The 18807-nt window shown below is 60.1% G+C and carries 20 protein-coding genes; 7 read left to right on the top strand and 13 right to left on the bottom strand.

Features of this window, described 5'->3' with window-relative positions:
• Nucleotides 1-62: 62 nt before the first annotated feature.
• The gene (locus SKTS_RS01345) at nt 63-383 is read right to left on the bottom strand and encodes an ArsR/SmtB family transcription factor (RefSeq protein WP_173059241.1); all 321 of its coding nucleotides are present in this window, start codon (nt 381-383) and stop codon (nt 63-65) included.
• 130 nt (nt 384-513) lie between these two features.
• Between SKTS_RS01345 and gpmI the strand changes: the two genes are divergently transcribed.
• The 4 genes from gpmI to SKTS_RS01325 all read left to right on the top strand — a co-directional run bounded on the left by gpmI (nt 514) and on the right by SKTS_RS01325 (nt 5528).
• Nucleotides 514-2040, top strand: coding sequence for a 2,3-bisphosphoglycerate-independent phosphoglycerate mutase (gene gpmI, locus SKTS_RS01340; protein ID WP_173059238.1), 1527 nt, complete (start codon nt 514-516; stop codon nt 2038-2040).
• A 62-nt stretch (nt 2041-2102) separates the two neighbouring features.
• Nucleotides 2103-3257 carry a murein hydrolase activator EnvC family protein gene (locus SKTS_RS01335; RefSeq protein ID WP_173059235.1) on the top strand — a complete coding sequence of 385 codons (1155 nt, stop codon included), beginning with the start codon at nt 2103-2105 and terminating at the stop codon, nt 3255-3257.
• Nucleotides 3258-3284: 27 nt separating this feature from the next.
• Nucleotides 3285-4706 (top strand): S41 family peptidase, encoded by a 1422-nt coding sequence (locus tag SKTS_RS01330; RefSeq protein ID WP_173059232.1) that lies wholly within the window; start codon nt 3285-3287, stop codon nt 4704-4706.
• A 60-nt stretch (nt 4707-4766) separates the two neighbouring features.
• Entirely contained in the window at nt 4767-5528 is a 762-nt protein-coding gene (locus tag SKTS_RS01325; RefSeq protein ID WP_173059229.1) for a HesA/MoeB/ThiF family protein, read from the top strand.
• Here SKTS_RS01325 and slmA read toward each other — a convergent pair.
• The 11 genes from slmA to SKTS_RS01270 all read right to left on the bottom strand — a co-directional run bounded on the left by slmA (nt 5504) and on the right by SKTS_RS01270 (nt 13670).
• Nucleotides 5504-6079 (bottom strand): nucleoid occlusion factor SlmA, encoded by a 576-nt coding sequence (gene slmA / locus SKTS_RS01320; RefSeq protein ID WP_173059226.1) that lies wholly within the window; start codon nt 6077-6079, stop codon nt 5504-5506. The two genes, SKTS_RS01325 and slmA, sit on opposite strands and share 25 nt — an antisense overlap.
• An 18-nt stretch (nt 6080-6097) precedes the next feature.
• Nucleotides 6098-6754, bottom strand: coding sequence for a pyrimidine 5'-nucleotidase (locus SKTS_RS01315; protein ID WP_173059223.1), 657 nt, complete (start codon nt 6752-6754; stop codon nt 6098-6100).
• A gap of 12 nt (nt 6755-6766) precedes the next feature.
• Complete coding sequence (gene argB / locus SKTS_RS01310) at nt 6767-7657, bottom strand: acetylglutamate kinase (protein ID WP_173059220.1); 891 nt, start codon at nt 7655-7657, stop codon at nt 6767-6769.
• 181 nt (nt 7658-7838) lie between these two features.
• Nucleotides 7839-8282 (bottom strand): Hsp20/alpha crystallin family protein, encoded by a 444-nt coding sequence (locus SKTS_RS01305; RefSeq protein WP_173059217.1) that lies wholly within the window; start codon nt 8280-8282, stop codon nt 7839-7841.
• A 91-nt stretch (nt 8283-8373) separates the two neighbouring features.
• Nucleotides 8374-9648: a dihydroorotase gene (locus tag SKTS_RS01300; RefSeq protein WP_173059214.1), complete on the bottom strand. Its 1275-nt coding sequence runs from the start codon at nt 9646-9648 to the stop codon at nt 8374-8376.
• A 5-nt stretch (nt 9649-9653) separates the two neighbouring features.
• The gene (locus SKTS_RS01295; RefSeq protein WP_173059211.1) at nt 9654-10613 is read right to left on the bottom strand and encodes an aspartate carbamoyltransferase catalytic subunit; all 960 of its coding nucleotides are present in this window, start codon (nt 10611-10613) and stop codon (nt 9654-9656) included.
• A gap of 21 nt (nt 10614-10634) precedes the next feature.
• Nucleotides 10635-11132: a bifunctional pyr operon transcriptional regulator/uracil phosphoribosyltransferase PyrR gene (pyrR, locus tag SKTS_RS01290; RefSeq protein ID WP_173059208.1), complete on the bottom strand. Its 498-nt coding sequence runs from the start codon at nt 11130-11132 to the stop codon at nt 10635-10637.
• 10 nt (nt 11133-11142) lie between these two features.
• The gene (gene ruvX / locus SKTS_RS01285; protein WP_173059205.1) at nt 11143-11601 is read right to left on the bottom strand and encodes a Holliday junction resolvase RuvX; all 459 of its coding nucleotides are present in this window, start codon (nt 11599-11601) and stop codon (nt 11143-11145) included.
• A 42-nt stretch (nt 11602-11643) separates the two neighbouring features.
• Entirely contained in the window at nt 11644-12204 is a 561-nt protein-coding gene (locus SKTS_RS01280) for a YqgE/AlgH family protein (protein WP_173059202.1), read from the bottom strand.
• 40 nt (nt 12205-12244) lie between these two features.
• Nucleotides 12245-12574 (bottom strand): hypothetical protein, encoded by a 330-nt coding sequence (locus tag SKTS_RS01275; RefSeq protein ID WP_173059199.1) that lies wholly within the window; start codon nt 12572-12574, stop codon nt 12245-12247.
• A gap of 91 nt (nt 12575-12665) precedes the next feature.
• Complete coding sequence (locus SKTS_RS01270) at nt 12666-13670, bottom strand: class 1 fructose-bisphosphatase (RefSeq protein WP_173059196.1); 1005 nt, start codon at nt 13668-13670, stop codon at nt 12666-12668.
• Between the two features lie 125 nt (nt 13671-13795).
• Between SKTS_RS01270 and SKTS_RS01265 the strand changes: the two genes are divergently transcribed.
• On the top strand, nt 13796-15151 hold the full coding sequence (locus SKTS_RS01265) for a TrpB-like pyridoxal phosphate-dependent enzyme (protein ID WP_173059193.1): 1356 nt from the start codon (nt 13796-13798) through the stop codon (nt 15149-15151).
• 180 nt (nt 15152-15331) lie between these two features.
• Here SKTS_RS01265 and yihA read toward each other — a convergent pair whose 3' ends face one another.
• The gene (gene yihA / locus SKTS_RS01260; RefSeq protein WP_173059190.1) at nt 15332-15958 is read right to left on the bottom strand and encodes a ribosome biogenesis GTP-binding protein YihA/YsxC; all 627 of its coding nucleotides are present in this window, start codon (nt 15956-15958) and stop codon (nt 15332-15334) included.
• Nucleotides 15959-16051: 93 nt separating this feature from the next.
• Here yihA and SKTS_RS01255 point away from each other — a divergent pair, with 93 nt between their 5' ends.
• The gene (locus tag SKTS_RS01255) at nt 16052-16672 is read left to right on the top strand and encodes a c-type cytochrome (RefSeq protein WP_173059187.1); all 621 of its coding nucleotides are present in this window, start codon (nt 16052-16054) and stop codon (nt 16670-16672) included.
• 86 nt (nt 16673-16758) lie between these two features.
• A complete protein-coding gene (locus SKTS_RS01250) occupies nt 16759-18807 on the top strand; it encodes a cytochrome c biogenesis protein ResB (protein ID WP_342342999.1) in 2049 nt (682 codons plus the stop codon).

The raw sequence follows: 18807 nt of genomic DNA, 5'->3' as shown, positions 1-18807 counted from the left end.
TACCAAGAGGGAATCTGGTTTTTTAAACACAGAATGACAGAAACGGCAGTGCGGGTAAAAAGTTATTTGGCGAAACCGCAGAAAACATCGCGCATCATGCTGATCAACTGGAGAGTGCGGGTATCTCCTACCCGGTAATACACCCGGTTGGCGTCCTTGCGCGTGCGCAGTACGCCCTTGTCGCGCAGGATGGCGAGGTGCTGCGAGATGTTGCTTTGCGAAGTGCCGACGTTTTCGACGATTTCCTGCACGCTGATCTCGCGGTCGCCCAGCACGCACAGTATCTTCAGGCGCAACGGATGCGACATGGCCTTCATCGCCCGCGACGCCTGCTCGATATGTTCGTCCTTGTCGATCAACTCGACGTGATCAAAATTCAACATGGAAAAAGTCACCGCCTTGCAACAAAATGGGAATCAGAAAGTTTAGAATAAGTTTAATGCGTACATTATTAAAACATAATAAAATGATACATCATTTGAGATAACGAACGAAAAATAAAGTCCATATTGTATGAAGGTCACACCGGTTCTACTGATGATTCTGGACGGGTTCGGCTGCAGCCCGGCAGGCCCTGACAACGCCATCACCCTGGCGAAGAAACCCTACTGGGACAAGCTCTGGGAAGCCCACCCGCACACCACCATCCATGCCTCAGAAGCCGCTGTCGGCCTGCCCGCTGGCCAGATGGGCAACTCCGAAGTGGGGCACCTGAACATCGGCGCCGGGCGCGTGATCTACCAGGAAATATCGCGCATCAACAACGCCATCGCCAGCGGCAGCTTTTTCTCCAACCACGAACTGTCCGCCGCGCTTGAAGCCATCAAAAAGAACCACGGCGCCCTGCACATCTTCGGACTGGTGTCGGACGGCGGCGTCCACAGCCACGAAAACCACATTCACGCCATGATCGAAATGGCGGCCAAATTCGGCCTGGACAAGGTCTACCTGCATGCCTTCCTGGACGGACGCGACACGCCGCCGAAAAGCGCAGAGATCTACCTGGAATGTCTGCAAAACAAGATCGACGCCTTGAAAATCGGCAAGATCGCCTCGATCGTCGGCCGCTATTACGCAATGGATCGCGATCACCGCTGGCTGCGGGTAAAAACCGCCTACGACCTGCTCACCCAGGGCAAGGCGGAATTCACCGCCCAAACCGCCATCGAAGGCCTGCACAATGCCTATGCCCGGGACGAAACGGACGAGTTCGTCAAGCCCACGGTCATCGGCGCCCCGGTGAAGATGCAGGACGGCGACGGCGTCATCTTCATGAACTTCCGCTCGGACCGCGCGCGCGAACTCACCCGTACTTTCATCGAGCCGGACTTCGACGCTTTCGAGCGCGAGCACGTGCCCAAACTCAGCACTTACTGCACCCTCACCTGCTACAGCGCCGACTTCAACATCCCGGTAGCCTTCCCGCAGGAGCGCATCAAAAACAGCTTCGGCGAATACATTGCCCAGATGGGCCTGACGCAGCTGCGCATCGCAGAAACCGAGAAATATGCACACGTCACATTTTTCTTCAACGGCGGGGAGGAAACCCGCTACGCTGGAGAAGACCGCATCATGGTGCCTTCGCCCGATGTGCCTACTTACGACCTCAAACCGGAAATGAGCGCCCGCGAAGTCACCGACAAGCTGGTGGAAGCTATCGCCGCCCAGAAATACGACGCCATTATCTGCAACTATGCCAACCCCGACATGGTTGGCCACACCGGCAACCTCGCGGCCGCCGTCCAGGCCATCGAAGTCATCGACGAGTGCCTCGCCCGTGTCGTCCCGGCCATGCAGGCAATCGGCGGCGAAGTCCTGATCATCGCCGACCACGGCAACGCCGAAAAGATGCTGGACGAAGTCACCCGCAATTCCCATACCGCCCACACCCTCAACCTGGTGCCCTTCCTCTACATCGGAAGAGCCGCCAGGGTTGCGGAAACCGGCGCGCTGGAAGATGTCGCACCGAGCCTGCTGAAGATGATGGGGCTGCCCAAACCGCGTGAAATGTCCGGGCACCCGCTGATCGAGTTCGAGTGACTGCGAAGCTGTCTGGGACCTCAGTTATAAAAGCTGTACTCGCCATATTTGCCGGCGCAATTTTGCTGTCCAGCCTGCCCTTTCCCGCTTCCGCCGCGCCTAAACCCGAACTGAAGGAGCTGCGCGGCCGCATCGATGCCCTGCAAAAAGAACTCGACAGCAAGGAAGGCGCTAAGGCCGACGCCAGCGATGCGCTCAAGACCTCGGAACGGGCCATCAGCGACATCAATTACCGGCTGCGCGACCTGTCTACACAACAGCAGGGCACCAGCGCCACCCTGTCCAGCCTGGAGCAACAGAAAGGAAACCGGCAACAGAGGATAGCGGCGGAACAGGTGTCGCTGGGCAAGCTGCTATACCAGCAGTACCTGTCAGGCCAGCAGGACCAGTTCAAAATCCTGCTTAACCAGCAAAACCCCAATCAGGCCGCGCGCCAACTGCGTTATTACGGCTACCTGGCCCGCGCCCGCAATGAGATGCTGGAGAATCTGCGCGACAATCTCGCAAAGTTGCAGCAGCTCTCGCAGGCCACCGAATCCAAACAGGCCGAATTGGCACGAATCCGCGCCGAACAGGACCAGCAAAAGCAGCAACTGGTGGCACAGCAGCAGGCAAAAAAGAAACTGGTGGCACAACTGGCCCAGCAAATCGGACGCCAGCGCACGGAACTGAGCCAGTTGCAGCGCAACGAAAAACAGCTCACGCAACTGATCGAACGCCTGGCCAAACAGCAAGCGCGCAAAAAGCCGGAACGCACCCCCCGGCGCAACGCCCGCGAGCCTGCCGCGGAACAGCCGGTCGCCCCCCAGCCCAGCGCGCTGGCGCAAACTCAGAAAGGCAAGTTGCCTTTGCCGGTGCGCGGGGAACTCGCGGGACGTTTCGGCAGTCCACGTCAGGACAGCGGGGCGCCGTGGCGCGGCGTGTTCATCCGTACCGCCGCAGGGCAGGAAGTCCACAACATCGCCGAAGGGCGCGTGGTTTTCGCGGACTGGCTGCGCGGCTTCGGCAACCTGATCATAATCGACCACGGCAACGGTTACATGAGCCTCTACGGCAACAACGAATCCCTCTTCAAGCATGTGGGGGACAACGTCCGGAGCGGCGACGTCATCGCCAGCACGGGAAACAGCGGCGGCAACCCGGAAACCGGTTTATACTTCGAACTTCGGTTCCAGAGCAGGCCTTTCGACCCCCTGACATGGTGCAGGGCGGGCTAACATTACAAGATTGAGTTGGAGAAACAGATGCGCGGCAAAATGCAAAAATTCGGCCTGATCGCCATGGGCGCCCTGCTCGGTGTAATGCTGAGCCTGAATTATTCAGCCGTGGCCGACAAGAAGGTCGATAGCCCCCTCCCGGTTGAGGAGTTGCGCGCCTTTGCAGAAGTATTCGGCAAGATCAAAAGCGATTACGTCGAACCGGTGGAAGACAAGAAGCTCATCAACGAGGCCATCAACGGCATGCTCTCCGGCCTCGACCCGCACTCCGCCTATCTCGATACCGATGCATTCAAGGAATTGCAGGTGGGAACCCAGGGCGAATTCGGCGGCCTGGGGATCGAAGTGGGCATGGAAGACGGCTTCGTCAAGGTGGTCTCCCCCATCGAGGACACTCCGGCCTTCAACGCCGGCATCAAGAGCGGCGACCTCATCATCAAGCTGGACGACACGCCCGTCAAAGGCATGACCATCAACGATGCGGTCAAACGCATGCGCGGCAAGCCCAACACCCAGATCATCCTGACCGTGATGCGCAAAGGGCAGAACAAGCCACTTGTTTTCACCATCACGCGCGCCATCATCAAGATCAAGAGCGTGAAATCCAAGCTGCTCGAATCCGGCTACGGCTACGTGCGGGTAACCCAATTCCAGGAGCACACCGGAGAAAATCTCGCCAAGGCGCTCGAGGATCTCATCAAACAGAACAAGGGACCGCTCAAGGGTTTGGTGCTGGACCTGAGGAACGACCCCGGCGGCCTGCTCAACGGCGCGGTCGGCGTTGCCGCCGCATTCCTGCCGGAAAATTCGCTGGTGGTTTACACCGAAGGCCGCACCGAAGAGGCCAAAATGAAACTCACCGCGAACAAGGAAAATTACCTGCGCGGACCGAAGGAAAGCGATTACCTCAAGAACCTGCCGGCAAGCGTAAAGAGCGTGCCGCTGGCGGTACTGATCAACGGCGGCTCAGCCTCGGCGTCCGAAATCGTCGCCGGCGCATTGCAGGACCACAAGCGTGCCATCATCATCGGCACCCAGTCCTTCGGCAAAGGTTCGGTGCAAACCGTGCTGCCGCTCGGCAACGGCACCGCGATCAAGCTGACCACCGCGCGCTACTTCACGCCTAACGGGCGTTCAATCCAGGCCAAAGGCATCACGCCGGATATCGTGGCGGAAGAAGCGACAGTCAATGGCGTGGACAAGGACTCCTTGTTCAATCTGCGCGAAGCGGACCTGGAGCGCCACCTGATCAACGGCCAGGATGGAAACAAGCCCGAGGCCGCGCCAGTCAAGGCTCCCGCACCAAATCAGGAAGCGCCTGCCAAAGGCAAAGGCGATAGCAAGAGCGATGCCACTAGCGGGGAACGCGAAGTGGTATCGAAAAACGACTACCAATTGAATCAGGCGGTAAACCTGCTCAAGGGTTTGCAAATCCTGAAGAACCGTTAATCCACGACAGGGTTTGCGCCAAACCGCCTCCCTGACCCGGGGAGGCCGGCAAGGGTACCGATGGACGACAACCAGCTCCTGCGCTACAGCCGCCACATCCTTCTGCCGCAGCTCGGTGTCGAAGGCCAGGAAAAGCTTCTTGCCGCCCATGCACTGATCATCGGGGCCGGCGGGCTGGGTTCACCCATTGCGCTATATCTTGCCGCCGCCGGAGTCGGCCACATCACGATCTGCGACGGCGACACGGTGGACCTCACCAACCTGCAGCGCCAGATCGCCCACTTCACCCATTCCCTCGGCAGCAACAAGGCGCACTCCGCGCAGCGCACCCTGGCAGCGATCAACCCGGAAATTCGCGTTACCGCCATTCCGCATCGCATCGCGGGCGACGAACTGGCGCAACTGGTGGGACAGGCGGACGTGGTACTCGATGCCAGCGACAACTTCGCTACCCGCCACGCCATTAACCAGGCCTGCGTCCGGCATGCCAAACCGCTGGTTTCCGGCGCCGCGATTCGCTTCGACGGGCAGGTCACGGTGTTCGACCTGCGTCACCCGGACAGCCCCTGTTACAGCTGCCTGTTCCCGGAAAGCGCAGAGGAAGAAGGGGAGCGTTGCGCGGTGATGGGCGTGTTCGCCCCCCTGGTCGGCATCATCGGCGCAGTCCAGGCGGCCGAGGCGCTCAAACTGCTGGCCGGGATCGGCCAGTCGCTAACCGGCAAGCTGCAATTGCTCGACGGACTGAGCATGGAATGGCGCCAGGTCCGCCTGAAGAAAGACCCGGCTTGCCCGGTGTGTCACCCCAGCAGAATCTTGGCCTGAGCCTGCAGATATTCCATCGGCTCGCGCTTGAAGCCGCTCTTGGCGAACTGGTGCCAGCGGCCCACGATGAAACTCATGATCAGGTTGGCATGCGCCGCCGGGTCTGCGCTAACGCCCAGGCCGTCCTGGCTCGCGGCGATGCGCAGGGATTGCTTGATGGTCGCTTCGAGGCGGTCGTGAATCTGGTTGATACGGGCCTGCAAGCGCTCGTTTTCATTGACTAGCGCATCGCCGATCAGCACGCGCACCATGCCCGGGTTTTTCTGGGCAAAGCCGAGCAGCAGGGACAGCATGGTTTCGAGCTGCTTGACCCCGTTCTGCTCCTCGCTGGTGACCTTGTTGATGATGCCGAACAGGCTCTGCTCGATGAATTCGATCAGCCCCTCGAACATTTGCGCCTTGCTGGCGAAATGGCGGTAGAGCGCCGCTTCTGAAACTTCCAGCCTGGCCGCCAGTGCTGCGGTGGTTATTTTCTCCCCCTGCGGGTGCTGCAGCATTTCTGCCAGCACTTGCAGGATCTGCATCTTGCGCTCACCCGGTTTGCTCGCCATTCGATTCTCCCTTGCTGTTTATTTTAGTTTTTCCTGCATCCGCGGCAATTGCAGCACCGAGCGCAGGCTTACATCCACGCCGGCAACCCGCATGGGTGCCGGCCCGATCAATACCGTTTTCATTCCCAGCCGTTTCGCCGTCTTGAGATTGCCCAGCGAATCCTCCACCATCACGCAACGCGCCGGCATGAGCCGCTGCGCGTGAAACAGGCGATAAAAGCCCTGCGCATCAGGTTTGGGGCAGAAGCCCGCGCCTTCGATGGAAAATACCGCATCGAACAAATCGTCGATCTGCAGCAGACGCAGCACCGCCCGCGCATAAAAATCCGGTGCGTTGGTGTAGACGATCTTGCGCCCGCGCAGCCGCTGCAACGCTGTGCGCAGGCCGCGCTCGCGCAACACCATGCGTTCCAGCGCGGGAAACTGGTGGGTATGCCATAAAAAATGCCCTGGATCGGTGCCGTGATGCCGCACCAGCCCCTGCAGGGTCGCCCCGTAACGCCGCCAGTAGCGATCGCGCAACTCGTCCGCGGCGCTCTCATCCAGCGCCAGATGATCCTGCACGTACTGCGTCATGGCGCGGTTGAGATGCGGGAAGATATGCGGCGAGGCGTTGTGCAGGGTGTTGTCCAGGTCGAACACCCAGGTCAGCGCGCCGCTGGAGCGTTTCGCCATACGTTCCGGCGCTCAGGCATTCGACCGGATCAGCGTCCCCACGCCCTGATCGGTCAGGATCTCCAGCAGCAGCGCATGCTCCACCCGGCCATCGATGATGTGGCTGCTCTTGACGCCGTTCTTAACTGCCTCCAGGGCCATGGAGATTTTCGGAATCATGCCGCCGGAAATGGTGCCGTCATCGATCAGGGCATCCACTTGCGCCGCCGTCAGCCCGGTCAGCAGCTTGCCTTCCTTGTCCAGCACACCGGTGGTATTGGTCATCAGGATCAGTTTCTCGGCCTTGAGCGTTTCAGCCAGCTTGCCGGCCACCAGGTCGGCATTGATGTTGAACGCCTCGCCCAGTTCCCCGACGCCGATCGGGGCGATGACCGGGATGAAATCCTGGCTGTCGAGCAGGGTCACCAGCGCCGGGTCGATGCGCGTCACTTCGCCCACCAGCCCGATGTCGATCAGCTCCTCGCCGTCGGTCTTGGACTTGACCAGCAGCTTTTTGGCCTGGATCATGCCGCCGTCGGTGCCGGTCAGCCCCACGGCCTTTCCGCCGTACTGGTTGATCAGGTTGACGATTTCCTTGTTGACCTGGCCGCCGAGCACCATTTCGACGATATCCATGGTTTCCTCGTCGGTCACCCTCATGCCCTGGATAAACTCGCCCTGCTTGCCCACGCGCTTGAGCAGATCGTTGATCTGCGGGCCGCCGCCGTGCACCACGACCGGATTCAGGCCCACCAGCTTGAGCAGCACCACGTCCTTGGCGAAGCCATGCTTGAGGTGCTCCTCGGTCATGGCATTGCCGCCGTACTTGATGACGATGGTCTTGTCCTGAAAGCGCCGGATGTAGGGCAGTGCTTCGGAAAGAATATTGGCTTTTTCCTTGGCGGAAGCTGGGGAAAGCGACATGGTCTGGCCTTTGTTAAAGTTGAAGACGGTATGGAGGGGTATTTTCCCTCACCCCGGCCCTCTCCCGCAAGCGGGCGATGGGGACAATGTGCCGCTACGCGAGTCAATCGGCGAAAGTGAGCGCAAACAAAAAAGGCGGCACCCCTGTTTCGGGACGCCGCCTTTGGCACACGGGTCAGATTTACTGTATCGCCAGCTTCTTCGCGGAACTGACCGCTTTTTTCGGCAGCGTCAGTTCCAGCACGCCATCGGCGTATTTCGCCTGGGCCTTGGCTTCATCCACGTCCTGGGCCAGGGTGAAACTGCGCGCCACCTTGCCGTAGTAACGTTCGGAACGCAGCACTTTCTCGCCCTGCTTTTCTTCCTTTTCCTTCTTCACTTCGGCGCTGATCGAAACCTGGTTACCTTCGATGGTGACGTGTATATCCTCTTTTTTCACGCCGGGTATGTCGGCATGCACGGTATAGGCGCCGTCAGCCTCCTTGACGTCCATCTTGATCTGCATCTGGGGCTGCCCTTCGAGGGCCATCGGGCGCACGAAAAAGCCTTTGAACAGATCGTCGATGTCACTGAACGGATCCACGCGGGAAAGGTTGAAGGGATCGTAACGGGTAATACCGGCCATGATTTATCTCCTTATTTAGCGAGTTCACGAAGGACGGCGGAAATGCCGCCACAAAACCAATATGGGGAATCACCGCCCGTTTTGCAATACTCTAGCCTTCGTAAACCACGCTACCGTCCACCAGTGTGTATTTCACCTTCCCCGCCAGCTCCATATTGTGGAACGGGGTGTTCTTGCCTTGGCTTTTCAGGGCGGCAGGCGTCACCTGCCAATATTCGTCGGGCGCGAAAATGCAGATGTCCGCGCTATGGCCGGGCGTCAGGTGGCCGGCGTCGAGCGCCAGGATGCGCGCCGGCTCGGTGGTGATGATGGCAATCGCCTTGGACAAACCCACGCCCATTTCCGCCGCCCATTTCAGCGTCAGCGGCAGCAGCAGTTCCAGGCCGGTGACGCCGGCTTCCGCTTCGGCGAAGGGCAGCAACTTGGCATCGTCATCCACCGGCGTATGGTCGGAACACAGGGCGTCGATGACGCCGCTTTTCACCCCCTCGCGCAGCGCATCGCGGTCGCGCAGGCTGCGCAACGGCGGCACCAGGTGGCAATTGGGGTCGAAAAAGCCGATATCCATTTCGGACAGATGCGCATGATGCACCCCGATGTCGCAAGTCAGGGGCAGTCCGTCGCGCTTGGCCTGGCGCACCATTTCCACGCCGTCGCGCGTGGACAGCCGGCACAGGTGGACCCTGGCGGCGGTCTCTTTCATCAGGAGCAGGATTCTGGCAATCGCGATGGTTTCGGCGCACGCCGGTATGCCGGCCAGACCAAGACGGGACGCCACTTCGCCATCGTGCGCCACGCCGTCCTTGCCGAGAAAGGCGTCCTGCGGACGCAGCCACACCGTGAAATCGAAGGTCGAGGCGTACTGCAGGGCGCGGAACAGCACGTTGCTGTCGGTCAGCGGCGCGTCGGCCTGGGAAAACGCCACGCAACCGGCGTCATGCAATTCCGCCATTTCGGTCAGGCGCTGGCCTTCCAGTTTCTGCGTCAGGGCACCGAGCGGATAGACCCGCGCCTGGTTAAGGCTCTTGGCGCGATGCTTGAGCATCTCCACCAGGCCCGGCTCGTCCAGCGGCGGGTCGGTGTCGGGCGGGCACACCAGGCTGGTCACGCCGCCGGCCACCGCCGCATCCATTTCCGACTCCAGCGTGGCCATGTATTCGAAGCCGGGCTCGCGCAAGCGGGCGGAAAGGTCGATCAGGCCGGGACACACCACCATGCCGGTGGCGTCGATCACCCGGTTGGCATGGAAGCCTTCCGGCGCCGAGCCGTTCCCCACCACCTTGCCGGCGGCGATGAACACGTCGTGCAGCGCATCGATATTGTTTTTCGGGTCGATCAGACGGCCGTTTTTAATGTGTATCTTCATATGTCTCAATTCCCCGCCAGAATGCTCATCACCGCCATGCGCACCGCGATGCCGAACGTCACCTGGGGCAGGATCACCGACTGCTTGCCGTCGGCCACGTTGGAGTCGATTTCCACCCCGCGGTTCATCGGACCGGGGTGCATCACGATGGCGTCCGGCTTGGCCAGCGCCAGTTTTTCCTGGGTCAGCCCGTAGGACTTGAAGTATTCCTGCGCCGAAGGCAGCAGCGCGCCGCGCATGCGCTCGTTCTGCAGACGCAGCATGATCACCACGTCGACGTCCTTCAGACCCTGCTTCATGTCGTGGTAAACCTGCACGCCCATGCGCTCGACCTGGGCCGGCAGCAGCGTCTTGGGGGCGATCACCCGCACCTCGGGCACGCCCAGCGTGGTCAGCGCATGAATCTGCGAGCGCGCCACGCGCGAATGCAGCACGTCGCCGACGATGGCCACGCGCAGGTTGTGGAACTCCTTCTTGTAGTGGCGGATGGTGTACATGTCCAGCAGGCCCTGGGTGGGGTGGGCATGGCGCCCGTCGCCGGCATTGATGACGTGGATGTGCGGCGCGACGTGGCGCGCGATGAAGTGCGCCGCACCGGACTGGGCGTGGCGCACGATGAACATGTCGGCCTGCATCGCAGCCAGGTTGTCCACCGTGTCCAGCACTGTTTCGCCCTTGGACTGGGAGGAGGCACTGATGTTGAGGTTGAACACGTCCGCGGAAAGACGCTTGGCGGCGATCTCGAAGGTGGTGCGGGTGCGCGTGCTGGGTTCGAAGAACAGGTTGAATATCGCCTTGCCGCGCAACAGCGGCACTTTCTTCACGTCGCGCTCGGATACCCCGACGAATGACTCGGCCGTATCGAGGATATGCCGCAGCATTCCCGCATTCAAACCTTCGATCGTCAGCAGATGCTGCAACTCGCCGTTCTGGCTGAGCTGCGGGTTGTTACTCAGAAATGCCATGGGCGTACTCCGTTTATTCTTTTAATTCTTTTCATGCAGGCTAAGACCAAGCGTTCCCTGCTCATCGCGGTTCAACTGAATATTCTGCCTGGCCTCCAGGGCGAGCGTGGCGCCGACCACCTGGGCGGCGATCGGCAACTCGCGTCCGCCGCGGTCGATCAGGACCGCCAGGATGATGCTGGCGGGACGCCCGTAGTCGAACAACTCGTTCATCGCCGCGCGCACGCTGCGCCCGGTGTAGAGGACATCGTCGACCAGAATAACGTCGCGGCCTTCCACGTCGAATGGGATGGAGGAAGGCTCGATGTTGGGGTGCAAACCTGCCTGACCGAAATCGTCGCGGTAAAAGGACACATCCAGCGTTCCCATGGGCATGCCTTGATCCAGCAAGGGATGGAGCTTTTCCGCCAGCCACACGCCGCCGGTGTGAATTCCGACCAGGGCGCTGCGCGCCGTAATGAAAGGTTTAAGCTGTTGCGCCATGTGCTGGAGCAGCACTTCGGCGTCAGGTAGATGCATGTTGGAACCTCTAAATTTTGTTCTCGTCCAGATAAGTCTGCAAAATCAGCTGCGCGGCAACCTGGTCCAGCATCGCCTTCTGGCGGCGCCCGCCGATGCCCATGGCGCGCAAGTCCTGGCTGGCCGCCTCGGAAGTCAGGCGCTCATCCACCAGCGCGACAGGCAAATTGAACCGCCCCTCCAGTTGCCGGGAGAACTTGCGGCAGCGCAACGTCATTTCATGTTCCGTACCATCGAGGTGCAGCGGCAGACCCACCACCAGCGCCCCCGGCTGCCATTCCTGAATCAAAATGGCGATCGCGCCAAACTTCTGCTCGTTGCTTTCGCCGTGTATGGTTTCCAGCGGATGCGCCACGCCTATCGTCACATCCCCCACCGCCACGCCGATGCGCTGGAGGCCGAAGTCGAAGCAAAGCACGGTGGTTCGGTGAGGGGTGAGGGGTGAGGGGTGAGGAGTAGAGGTCGCCATCACCGCACTCGCCTAACCCCTAACCCCTCACCCCTCACGGCCTCAAGCATGCCCCGCGTCCTCTGCCAGAAATGCGAAATCCACGCCGAGCATTTGCATCGCTGCCGCGAGGCGCGTTTCTTCCGGTTCGTCGAAAATCAGGGCGGGCGTGGCGGGCACGGTGAGCCAGGCATTCTGCGCCAGCTCGTGCTCCAACTGTCCGGCCTCCCAACCGGCATAGCCGAGCGAGACGAAGAGCTTGGCCGGCCCTTCGCCGCGCCCCACCGCTTCGAGAATATCTTTCGATGTGGTCAGTGCAATATCCTCCGCCACCTGCAGGCTCGACTGCCATTCTCCCGCCGGCTGATGCAGCACGAAACCCCGGTCCATCTGCACCGGCCCGCCGTAGTGCACGGGCATTGCGGCCAACGCCTGATTTTCGAGTGGAATCTTTATCTGTTCGAACAGCGCCTGAAAATCCAGGTCGATGCGCCGGTTGAGCACGATACCCAGCGCACCCTGCTCGTTGTGCTCGCAGATATAGGTCAGCGTCTTGGCGAAATAAGGGTCCGTCATCGCCGGCATGGCAATGAGGAAATGGTGGGTGAGATCGACGCTTTTCATGGGCGTTATTATGGCATATTCGCCAGTGAGTAGCGCTGTGTCAGGCGCCGGAGGACTCTTCCCAAAGGGCGCGTCCGAACGATTTCCACGCCGGGCCGCCGTGCGTCAAAACGCCTTCGCCGGCACTTTTCTCCATAATCCTGAGCATCACGGCGGCGAGACCGAACAGTTCGGCCTTGGCGCGCAGCCGGTAATCGCCGGCACGATTTGCCGCCGCCCGCAATTCGCTGGCGCCATGAGACAGGGCTTCCCGTGCCAGCGCCCTGACCTGAACATCGTCGGACCAGTCGATATCGAGCGCCATGCCCAGACGTTCGATCTCTTTCTCCAGTGTCGCGGTTTCTTCGTTGTAGAACTCGAATCCTGCCATTTCCATCTCCGCGAAAATACCGTCACACCACAGCATAAAACAAAAAGGCCTGCATCGCTGCAGGCCTTCGATTTGATTCGTAACCAGTTACTTATGCCTGGTGGTACGAAATCACGGTCTCGACTTCATTCTTCGAACCCAGGATCACCGGCACGCGCTGGTGCAGTCCGTCGGGCTGCACTTCGAGGATACGTTCGCGCCCGGTGCTGGAAGCGCCGCCGGCCTGTTCCACGATGAAAGACATGGGGTTGGCTTCGTACAGCAAGCGCAGCTTGCCGGCCCGGGTGGGGTCCTTGGTGTCCTTGGGATACATGAAGATGCCGCCGCGCATCAGGATACGGTGCACTTCCGCGACCATCGAGGCCACCCAGCGCATGTTGAAGTCCTTGCCGCGCGGCCCGGTCTTGCCGGCCAGCGCCTCTTCCACGTAGCGCTGCACCGGTTTTTCCCAGAAGCGCTGGTTGGAAGCGTTGATGGCGAATTCCTTGGTATCTTCAGGAATGGTCATGTTGGGATGGGTGAGGACGAATTCGCCGATATCGCGATCCAGCGTGAAGCCGTTGACGCCATGCCCGCTGGTCAGCACCAGCATGGTGGAGGAACCGTACAGCGCGTAACCGGCGCACACCTGCTTGGTGCCGGGCTGCATGAAGGCCTGCGCGGAAGGCGCGTCGCCTTCGCCGGGGCAACGCAGGATGGAGAAGATGGTGCCTACGGAAATGTTCACGTCGACGTTGCTGGAGCCGTCGAGCGGGTCGAACACCAGCAGGTACTTGCCGCGCGGGTATTGCGCCGGAATGGGGTAGATGTCGTCCATCTCTTCCGACGCCATGGCTGCAAGGTGGCCCGCCCATTCGTTGGACTTGATGAAGATCTCGTTGGTGATGACGTCCAGTTCCTTCTGCGTCTCGCCCTGCACGTTTTCGGAACCGGCCGAACCCATCACGCCAATCAGCGCACCCTTGTTCACGGCGTTGGAAATCACCTTGATCGCGGTGACGATGTCGTTGAGGAGCGAAGTGAAATCGCCCGTCGCGCCTTGGATGTGGCGCTGTTCTTCGATGATGAATTGGGTAATGGTGGTGCCGTTGTGCATGTTTCTGTCCTAAGTTAAGAATATAAACTAATTCTAATATTATAGCTTATAGGCCAAGAGCTTGGCAGCCAAAAATTAAAGGGGATATGATGGCCTTTCTCCTCTCCCCGCAAAAGGACCGGCCCATGTCGCGCACCAAATTCCTGCTGGACGAATCCGAAATCCCCACCCACTGGTACAACGTCGTCGCCGACATGCCCAATCCGCCGGCCCCTCCGCTGGGCCCGGACGGCAAGCCGATCGGGCCGGAAGCGCTGACCGCCATCTTCCCCATGAGCCTGATCGAGCAGGAGATGTCCGCCCAGCGCTGGATCGAAATCCCCGAGAAGGTGCGCGAAATTTATCAGCTGTGGCGGCCCTCGCCACTGTTCCGCGCGCACCGTCTGGAAGCGGCGCTCGGCACGCCGGCCAAGATTTACTACAAATACGAAGGCGTTTCCCCGGCCGGTTCGCACAAACCCAACACCGCCATCGCCCAGGCCTATTACAACAAGGAGGCCGGCATCAAACGCATCGCCACCGAAACCGGCGCCGGACAATGGGGCTGTTCCATGGCGCTGGCGGGCCAGATGTTCGGGCTCGAGGTGCAGGTATATATGGTGAAGGTGAGCTACGGCCAGAAACCCTACCGCCGCTCGATGATGCAGACCTGGGGAGCGAAAGTGTTCGCCAGCCCGAGCATGGAAACCAATAGCGGGCGCGCCGCCCTGGCACAGGACCCGGACAATCAGGGCTCGCTGGGCCTGGCGATTTCCGAAGCGGTGGAAGATGCGGCCTCGCGTTCCGATACCAATTACGCCCTGGGCTCGGTACTGAACCACGTACTGCTGCACCAGACCGTAATCGGACTGGAAGCCAAGAAGCAATTCGAGAAAGCGGGCGACTATCCGGACATGATCTTCGCCCCCTGCGGCGGCGGCTCCAACTTCGGCGGCGCGGCCTTCCCCTTCTTCGCCGACAAAGCGGCGGGCAAGAACGTGCGCTTGGTGGCGGTGGAGCCCACATCCTGCCCGACCCTGACGCGCGGCCACTACGCTTACGATTTCGGCGACACGGCAAAACTCACGCCGATGATGCTGATGTACACCCTCGGTCACGACTTCATGCCACCCGGCATCCACGCCGGCGGTTTACGCTACCACGGCGATTCGGCGCTGGTATCGCAGCTCTACCACGAAAAACTGATCGAAGCTGTGGCGGTGCCCCAGCTCGCCACTTTTCAGGCCGGCGTTACCTTCGCCCGCTCCGAAGGCATCATCCCGGCACCGGAGTCGAACCACGCCATCGCCGCCTGCATAGACGAGGCGCTGCGCTGCAAGGAAAGTGGCGAGGCTAAAACGCTGTTTTTCAACCTTTCCGGCCACGGACACTTCGACATGGGCGCATATGACAGTTATTTCAGCGGCAAGCTGGAAGACTATGCTTATCCGGAGGAGGCGATCGAGGCGGCACTGGAGCGCCTGCCGAAGGTGGGCGGGTAAGGAAAGTGGCGAACAGCAGGATTTTTCATATTAGCGGGAACTAATTTATTCCTGTCCCGCTCTGAGATTGCAGACGGCCTGAAAAACCGTCGCCCGCTTCTCCTCCCTGAGCGGGCGCCTTAATGCTAGTTAAGGCTTCTGCCCCCGGCTTTTTCCCCTTTAGCCGGGGGCTTTTTCTTTTTATGCCTGCGCTGGCGATTCCGGGTCAGGCTCGAACCACTTGGCGATCACGCGCTCGGCTTCTTCCATGCCTTGATGTTTGGGGGTGGAGAACAGCTGGGCGGTCGCGCCGGGATAAATCACCGCCAGTTCCTTTTCCACCGCGCGCAGCGTCGCCATGGCCTGCTGTCGGTTTAGCTTGTCGGACTTGGTCAGCAGCACGTGCACCGGGTTGCCGGTGTACTTGAACCACTCCAGCATCTGCCGGTCCAGATCGGTCAGGGGACGCCGGATATCCATGATCAGCACCAGTCCGCGCAGCGAGGAGCGTGTCTGCAAATAAGTGCTCAGCACCCCGCGCCAGTGGAGACGAATTTTTTCCGGGACGGCGGCATAGCCATAACCGGGCAAGTCGACCAGGTAACGTTGGTCGCCTTCTTCGCCAAGCCTGAAGAAATTGATCAACTGGGTACGGCCCGGCGTCTTGCTGACGAAAGCAAGCCTGGTACGATTGGTCAGGGTGTTGATCGCGCTCGATTTGCCCGAGTTGGAACGGCCGGCGAAAGCCACTTCCATGCCCATGGGCAGCGGCAAATCGCGTAGGTCATGCGCGGAAATATAAAACTCAGCGTGTTGAAAAAGTGCCATGGAAAATTTTTCGTTCAAAGTGGCATGATAGCTTAGTCTTGGTATAGAATTGCCGTTTTTTAAGTCAGAAGAACTTGTCAAGGAGTCCAAAGAATGAAACAAACCATGGCGATGGTGGCGATAGCGGGTGTGATGACCGCGTCTTCGGCGCTGGCAGAAACTGCCGCCAAGGGAGATCCTGCCAAGGCGCAACAGATCGTTACGACAGTTTGCGTCGCCTGTCACGCCGCTGATGGCAACAGTGTCGTTCCCGCCAATCCGAAACTGGCCGGACAGATCCCCGAATACATCGCCAAGCAGCTGACTGATTTCAAATCCGGTGCTCGCAAGAACCCCATCATGTTCGGCATGGCCGCTGCCCTGTCGCCGGAAGACATGAAAAACCTCGGCGCATTCTTCGGCGAGAAAAAAGCTGCTTCCGGTAGCGCAAAAGACCCCGCTTTGGCAGCTGCCGGACAAAAACTGTTCAAAGGTGGCAACCAGTCCAGCGGCGTGCCTGCATGTGCCGCATGCCATGGCCCGAGCGGCTCCGGCATCCCGGCGCAGTTCCCCCGCCTGGCTGGCCAGCACGCCGACTACATCCTGGCTCAGTTGACGACTTTCCGCAGCGGCGAGCGTGCCAACGATGGCGCCAAGATGATGCGTGTGATCGCCTCCAAGATGACCGACCAGGAAATGAAGGCTGTCTCGGAATACATCTCCGGCCTCAACTAATATCGCACGGCTGATGGCAGCAACCAAAAAGGGTGACAGTGATGTCACCCTTTTTTGTCCGTACCTGTTCTACTACTGATTAAAACGTGAACACTCCAAACGCCTTTCACCGCCGTCTGTCGCAAAATATTTTCGAGCTGTTGAGCTCGATGCGCCTGGCCATCAGTCTGCTTACCGTGCTGGCGATCGCCTCCGTAATCGGCACGGTACTCAAGCAGAACGAGCCTTACTCGAATTACGTCATCCAGTTCGGACAATTCTGGTTCCAGGTATTCGAGTCTTTGGGGCTCTACGACGTTTACCATTCCGGCTGGTTCCTCACCATCCTGGCGTTCCTGATCCTCTCCACCGGCATGTGCATTTTCCGCAACACGCCCTTGATGCTGCGCGAGATGCGCTCGTTCCGCGAACACGCCACGGAAGTCTCGCTGCGCGCCTTTTCGCACCAGGCGGAGTTTGCCAGCACCGTGCCACCCGACACCTTGCGGGTTCGTCTGAGCCAGTATCTGCAGGGGCAAGGCTTCCGCGCCAGGATAGGCGCGCCCAACGAAGCGGGCGACATGCTCGTCGCCGCTAAGGCCGGCAGCTACCACCGCATCGGCTACACGCTCACCCACACTGCGATCGTCGTCATCTGCCTGGGCGGCCTGATCGACGGCAACATCCCGCTCAAGGTTGAACAGCTCGTCGGCTGGAAAAAAATCGAGACCCGCGACCTGCCGCAAAGCGATGTCCCCGCTGCAAGCCGCCTCTCGCCCGCCAACCTCTCCTTCCGTGGCGGCGTGACGATCCCCGAGGGCAGTTCGGCCGATGTGGTGTTTCTCAACATCGGCGACGGCTACCTGGTGCAGGACCTGCCGTTCGACATCAAGCTGAAAAAATTCCGCGTTGAGCATTACCCCACCGGCCAGCCCAAGTCGTTCGAAAGCGACATCACCATCACCGACAAGGCAACGCACGAAACGGTATCCCAGACCATCCGGGTCAATCATCCCCTGATTTACAAGGGCATCGCCATTTATCAGGCCAGCTTCGGCGATGGCGGCACCAAGCTGACCATGAAGGGGTGGAACCTGTTCAGCCCCGCCCAAGCGCCTTTCACCATGCACGGCGTAGTCAAGCAGGCATCGCAGATGTCCAATGGCAACGCGACTTACAGCGTCGAATTCACCGAGTTCCGCAAGTTCAACATCGAGAACTTCGCCAACGAGAATGGCGACATGGCAAGCGGCTGGCAGAACCTGCTCAAGTACATGCAAACCGGGACCACCAAGGCGGCGAAGAAGGACTTGCGCAACGTGGGCCCGAGCTTCCAGTACAAGATCCGCGACGCCCAGGGCCAGGCGCGCGAATATTTCAACTACATGCTGCCGATCTTCCTTGACGACCGCTGGTACATCCTTTCGGGCATGCGCCAGGCACCCAATGAACCGTTCCGCTACATTCGCATCCCGCTGGACGAACAAAGCCGCATCGACGGCTTCATGCGCCTGCACGCCATACTGCTGGACAAGCAGGCCCACCCGGAGATCGCCCGCCATTTCGCCGAATTCGCGCTGCAAGGCGAAAAGATCAGTCCGTCCATGATGGGCAAGCTGGAGGCAAGCACCGTCAAGGTGCTGGATATTTTCGCTGCCGGCGGCTTTGAAGCCCTGGCCAAGTTCATCGAAAAATCCGTGCCCGCCGCCGAGCAGGAAAAAGCCGCGCAAACCTATATCAAGGTCCTCGAAAGCGCGGCCGTTTCCGCCTACCGCATTGCCCAGGCAAAAGCCGGCCAGCCGGCAACGATGAATGACAGCACCCTGCGCTTCGTGCGCGACAGCCTCAACACGACGAGCGACCTGTTCTCCTATGGCGCGCCGGTCTACCTGCAGCTATCCGAATTCGACGAAGTGATGGCGAGCGGGCTGCAGCTCACCCGCTCCCCGGGCAAGAACATCGTCTACGGCGGCTCCCTGCTCCTGGTGCTGGGCGTGTTCTTCATGTTCTACGTCAGGGAACGCCGCATCTGGTTGCTGGTCAAACCGCAGTCCGAAACCGTATTGTTCGCCATGTCCACCAACCGCAAGACGATGGATTTCGAACAGGAATTCAATCGCCACAAGGAACAGCTCGCGCGCCTGCTAAAGGAATAA

Origin of the sequence: Sulfurimicrobium lacus (assembly GCF_011764585.1) — a bacterium.
GTDB lineage: Bacteria > Pseudomonadota > Gammaproteobacteria > Burkholderiales > Sulfuricellaceae > Sulfurimicrobium > Sulfurimicrobium lacus.
The sequence above is the reverse complement of the archived record's forward strand: the minus strand, read 5'-3'. Positions and strand labels throughout refer to the sequence as shown.

Excerpts from the sequence above, each read along its gene's own strand:
- SKTS_RS01315 (WP_173059223.1), bottom strand. The coding sequence starts at position 6,754 with ATGGCGAAACGCTCCAGCGGCGCGCTGACCTGGGTGTTCGACCTGGAC.
- yihA (WP_173059190.1), bottom strand. The coding sequence starts at position 15,958 with ATGGCACTTTTTCAACACGCTGAGTTTTATATTTCCGCGCATGACCTA.
- SKTS_RS01255 (WP_173059187.1), top strand. The coding sequence starts at position 16,052 with ATGAAACAAACCATGGCGATGGTGGCGATAGCGGGTGTGATGACCGCG.
- pyrR (WP_173059208.1), bottom strand. The coding sequence starts at position 11,132 with ATGCATCTACCTGACGCCGAAGTGCTGCTCCAGCACATGGCGCAACAG.
- SKTS_RS01305 (WP_173059217.1), bottom strand. The coding sequence starts at position 8,282 with ATGGCCGGTATTACCCGTTACGATCCCTTCAACCTTTCCCGCGTGGAT.
- SKTS_RS01275 (WP_173059199.1), bottom strand. The coding sequence starts at position 12,574 with ATGGCAGGATTCGAGTTCTACAACGAAGAAACCGCGACACTGGAGAAA.
- ruvX (WP_173059205.1), bottom strand. The coding sequence starts at position 11,601 with ATGGCGACCTCTACTCCTCACCCCTCACCCCTCACCCCTCACCGAACC.
- SKTS_RS01330 (WP_173059232.1), top strand. The coding sequence starts at position 3,285 with ATGCGCGGCAAAATGCAAAAATTCGGCCTGATCGCCATGGGCGCCCTG.
- SKTS_RS01325 (WP_173059229.1), top strand. The coding sequence starts at position 4,767 with ATGGACGACAACCAGCTCCTGCGCTACAGCCGCCACATCCTTCTGCCG.
- SKTS_RS01270 (WP_173059196.1), bottom strand. The coding sequence starts at position 13,670 with ATGCACAACGGCACCACCATTACCCAATTCATCATCGAAGAACAGCGC.
- gpmI (WP_173059238.1), top strand. The coding sequence starts at position 514 with ATGAAGGTCACACCGGTTCTACTGATGATTCTGGACGGGTTCGGCTGC.
- SKTS_RS01265 (WP_173059193.1), top strand. The coding sequence starts at position 13,796 with ATGTCGCGCACCAAATTCCTGCTGGACGAATCCGAAATCCCCACCCAC.
- SKTS_RS01300 (WP_173059214.1), bottom strand. The coding sequence starts at position 9,648 with ATGAAGATACACATTAAAAACGGCCGTCTGATCGACCCGAAAAACAAT.
- SKTS_RS01345 (WP_173059241.1), bottom strand. The coding sequence starts at position 383 with ATGTTGAATTTTGATCACGTCGAGTTGATCGACAAGGACGAACATATC.
- argB (WP_173059220.1), bottom strand. The coding sequence starts at position 7,657 with ATGTCGCTTTCCCCAGCTTCCGCCAAGGAAAAAGCCAATATTCTTTCC.
- slmA (WP_173059226.1), bottom strand. The coding sequence starts at position 6,079 with ATGGCGAGCAAACCGGGTGAGCGCAAGATGCAGATCCTGCAAGTGCTG.
- SKTS_RS01295 (WP_173059211.1), bottom strand. The coding sequence starts at position 10,613 with ATGGCATTTCTGAGTAACAACCCGCAGCTCAGCCAGAACGGCGAGTTG.
- SKTS_RS01280 (WP_173059202.1), bottom strand. The coding sequence starts at position 12,204 with ATGAAAAGCGTCGATCTCACCCACCATTTCCTCATTGCCATGCCGGCG.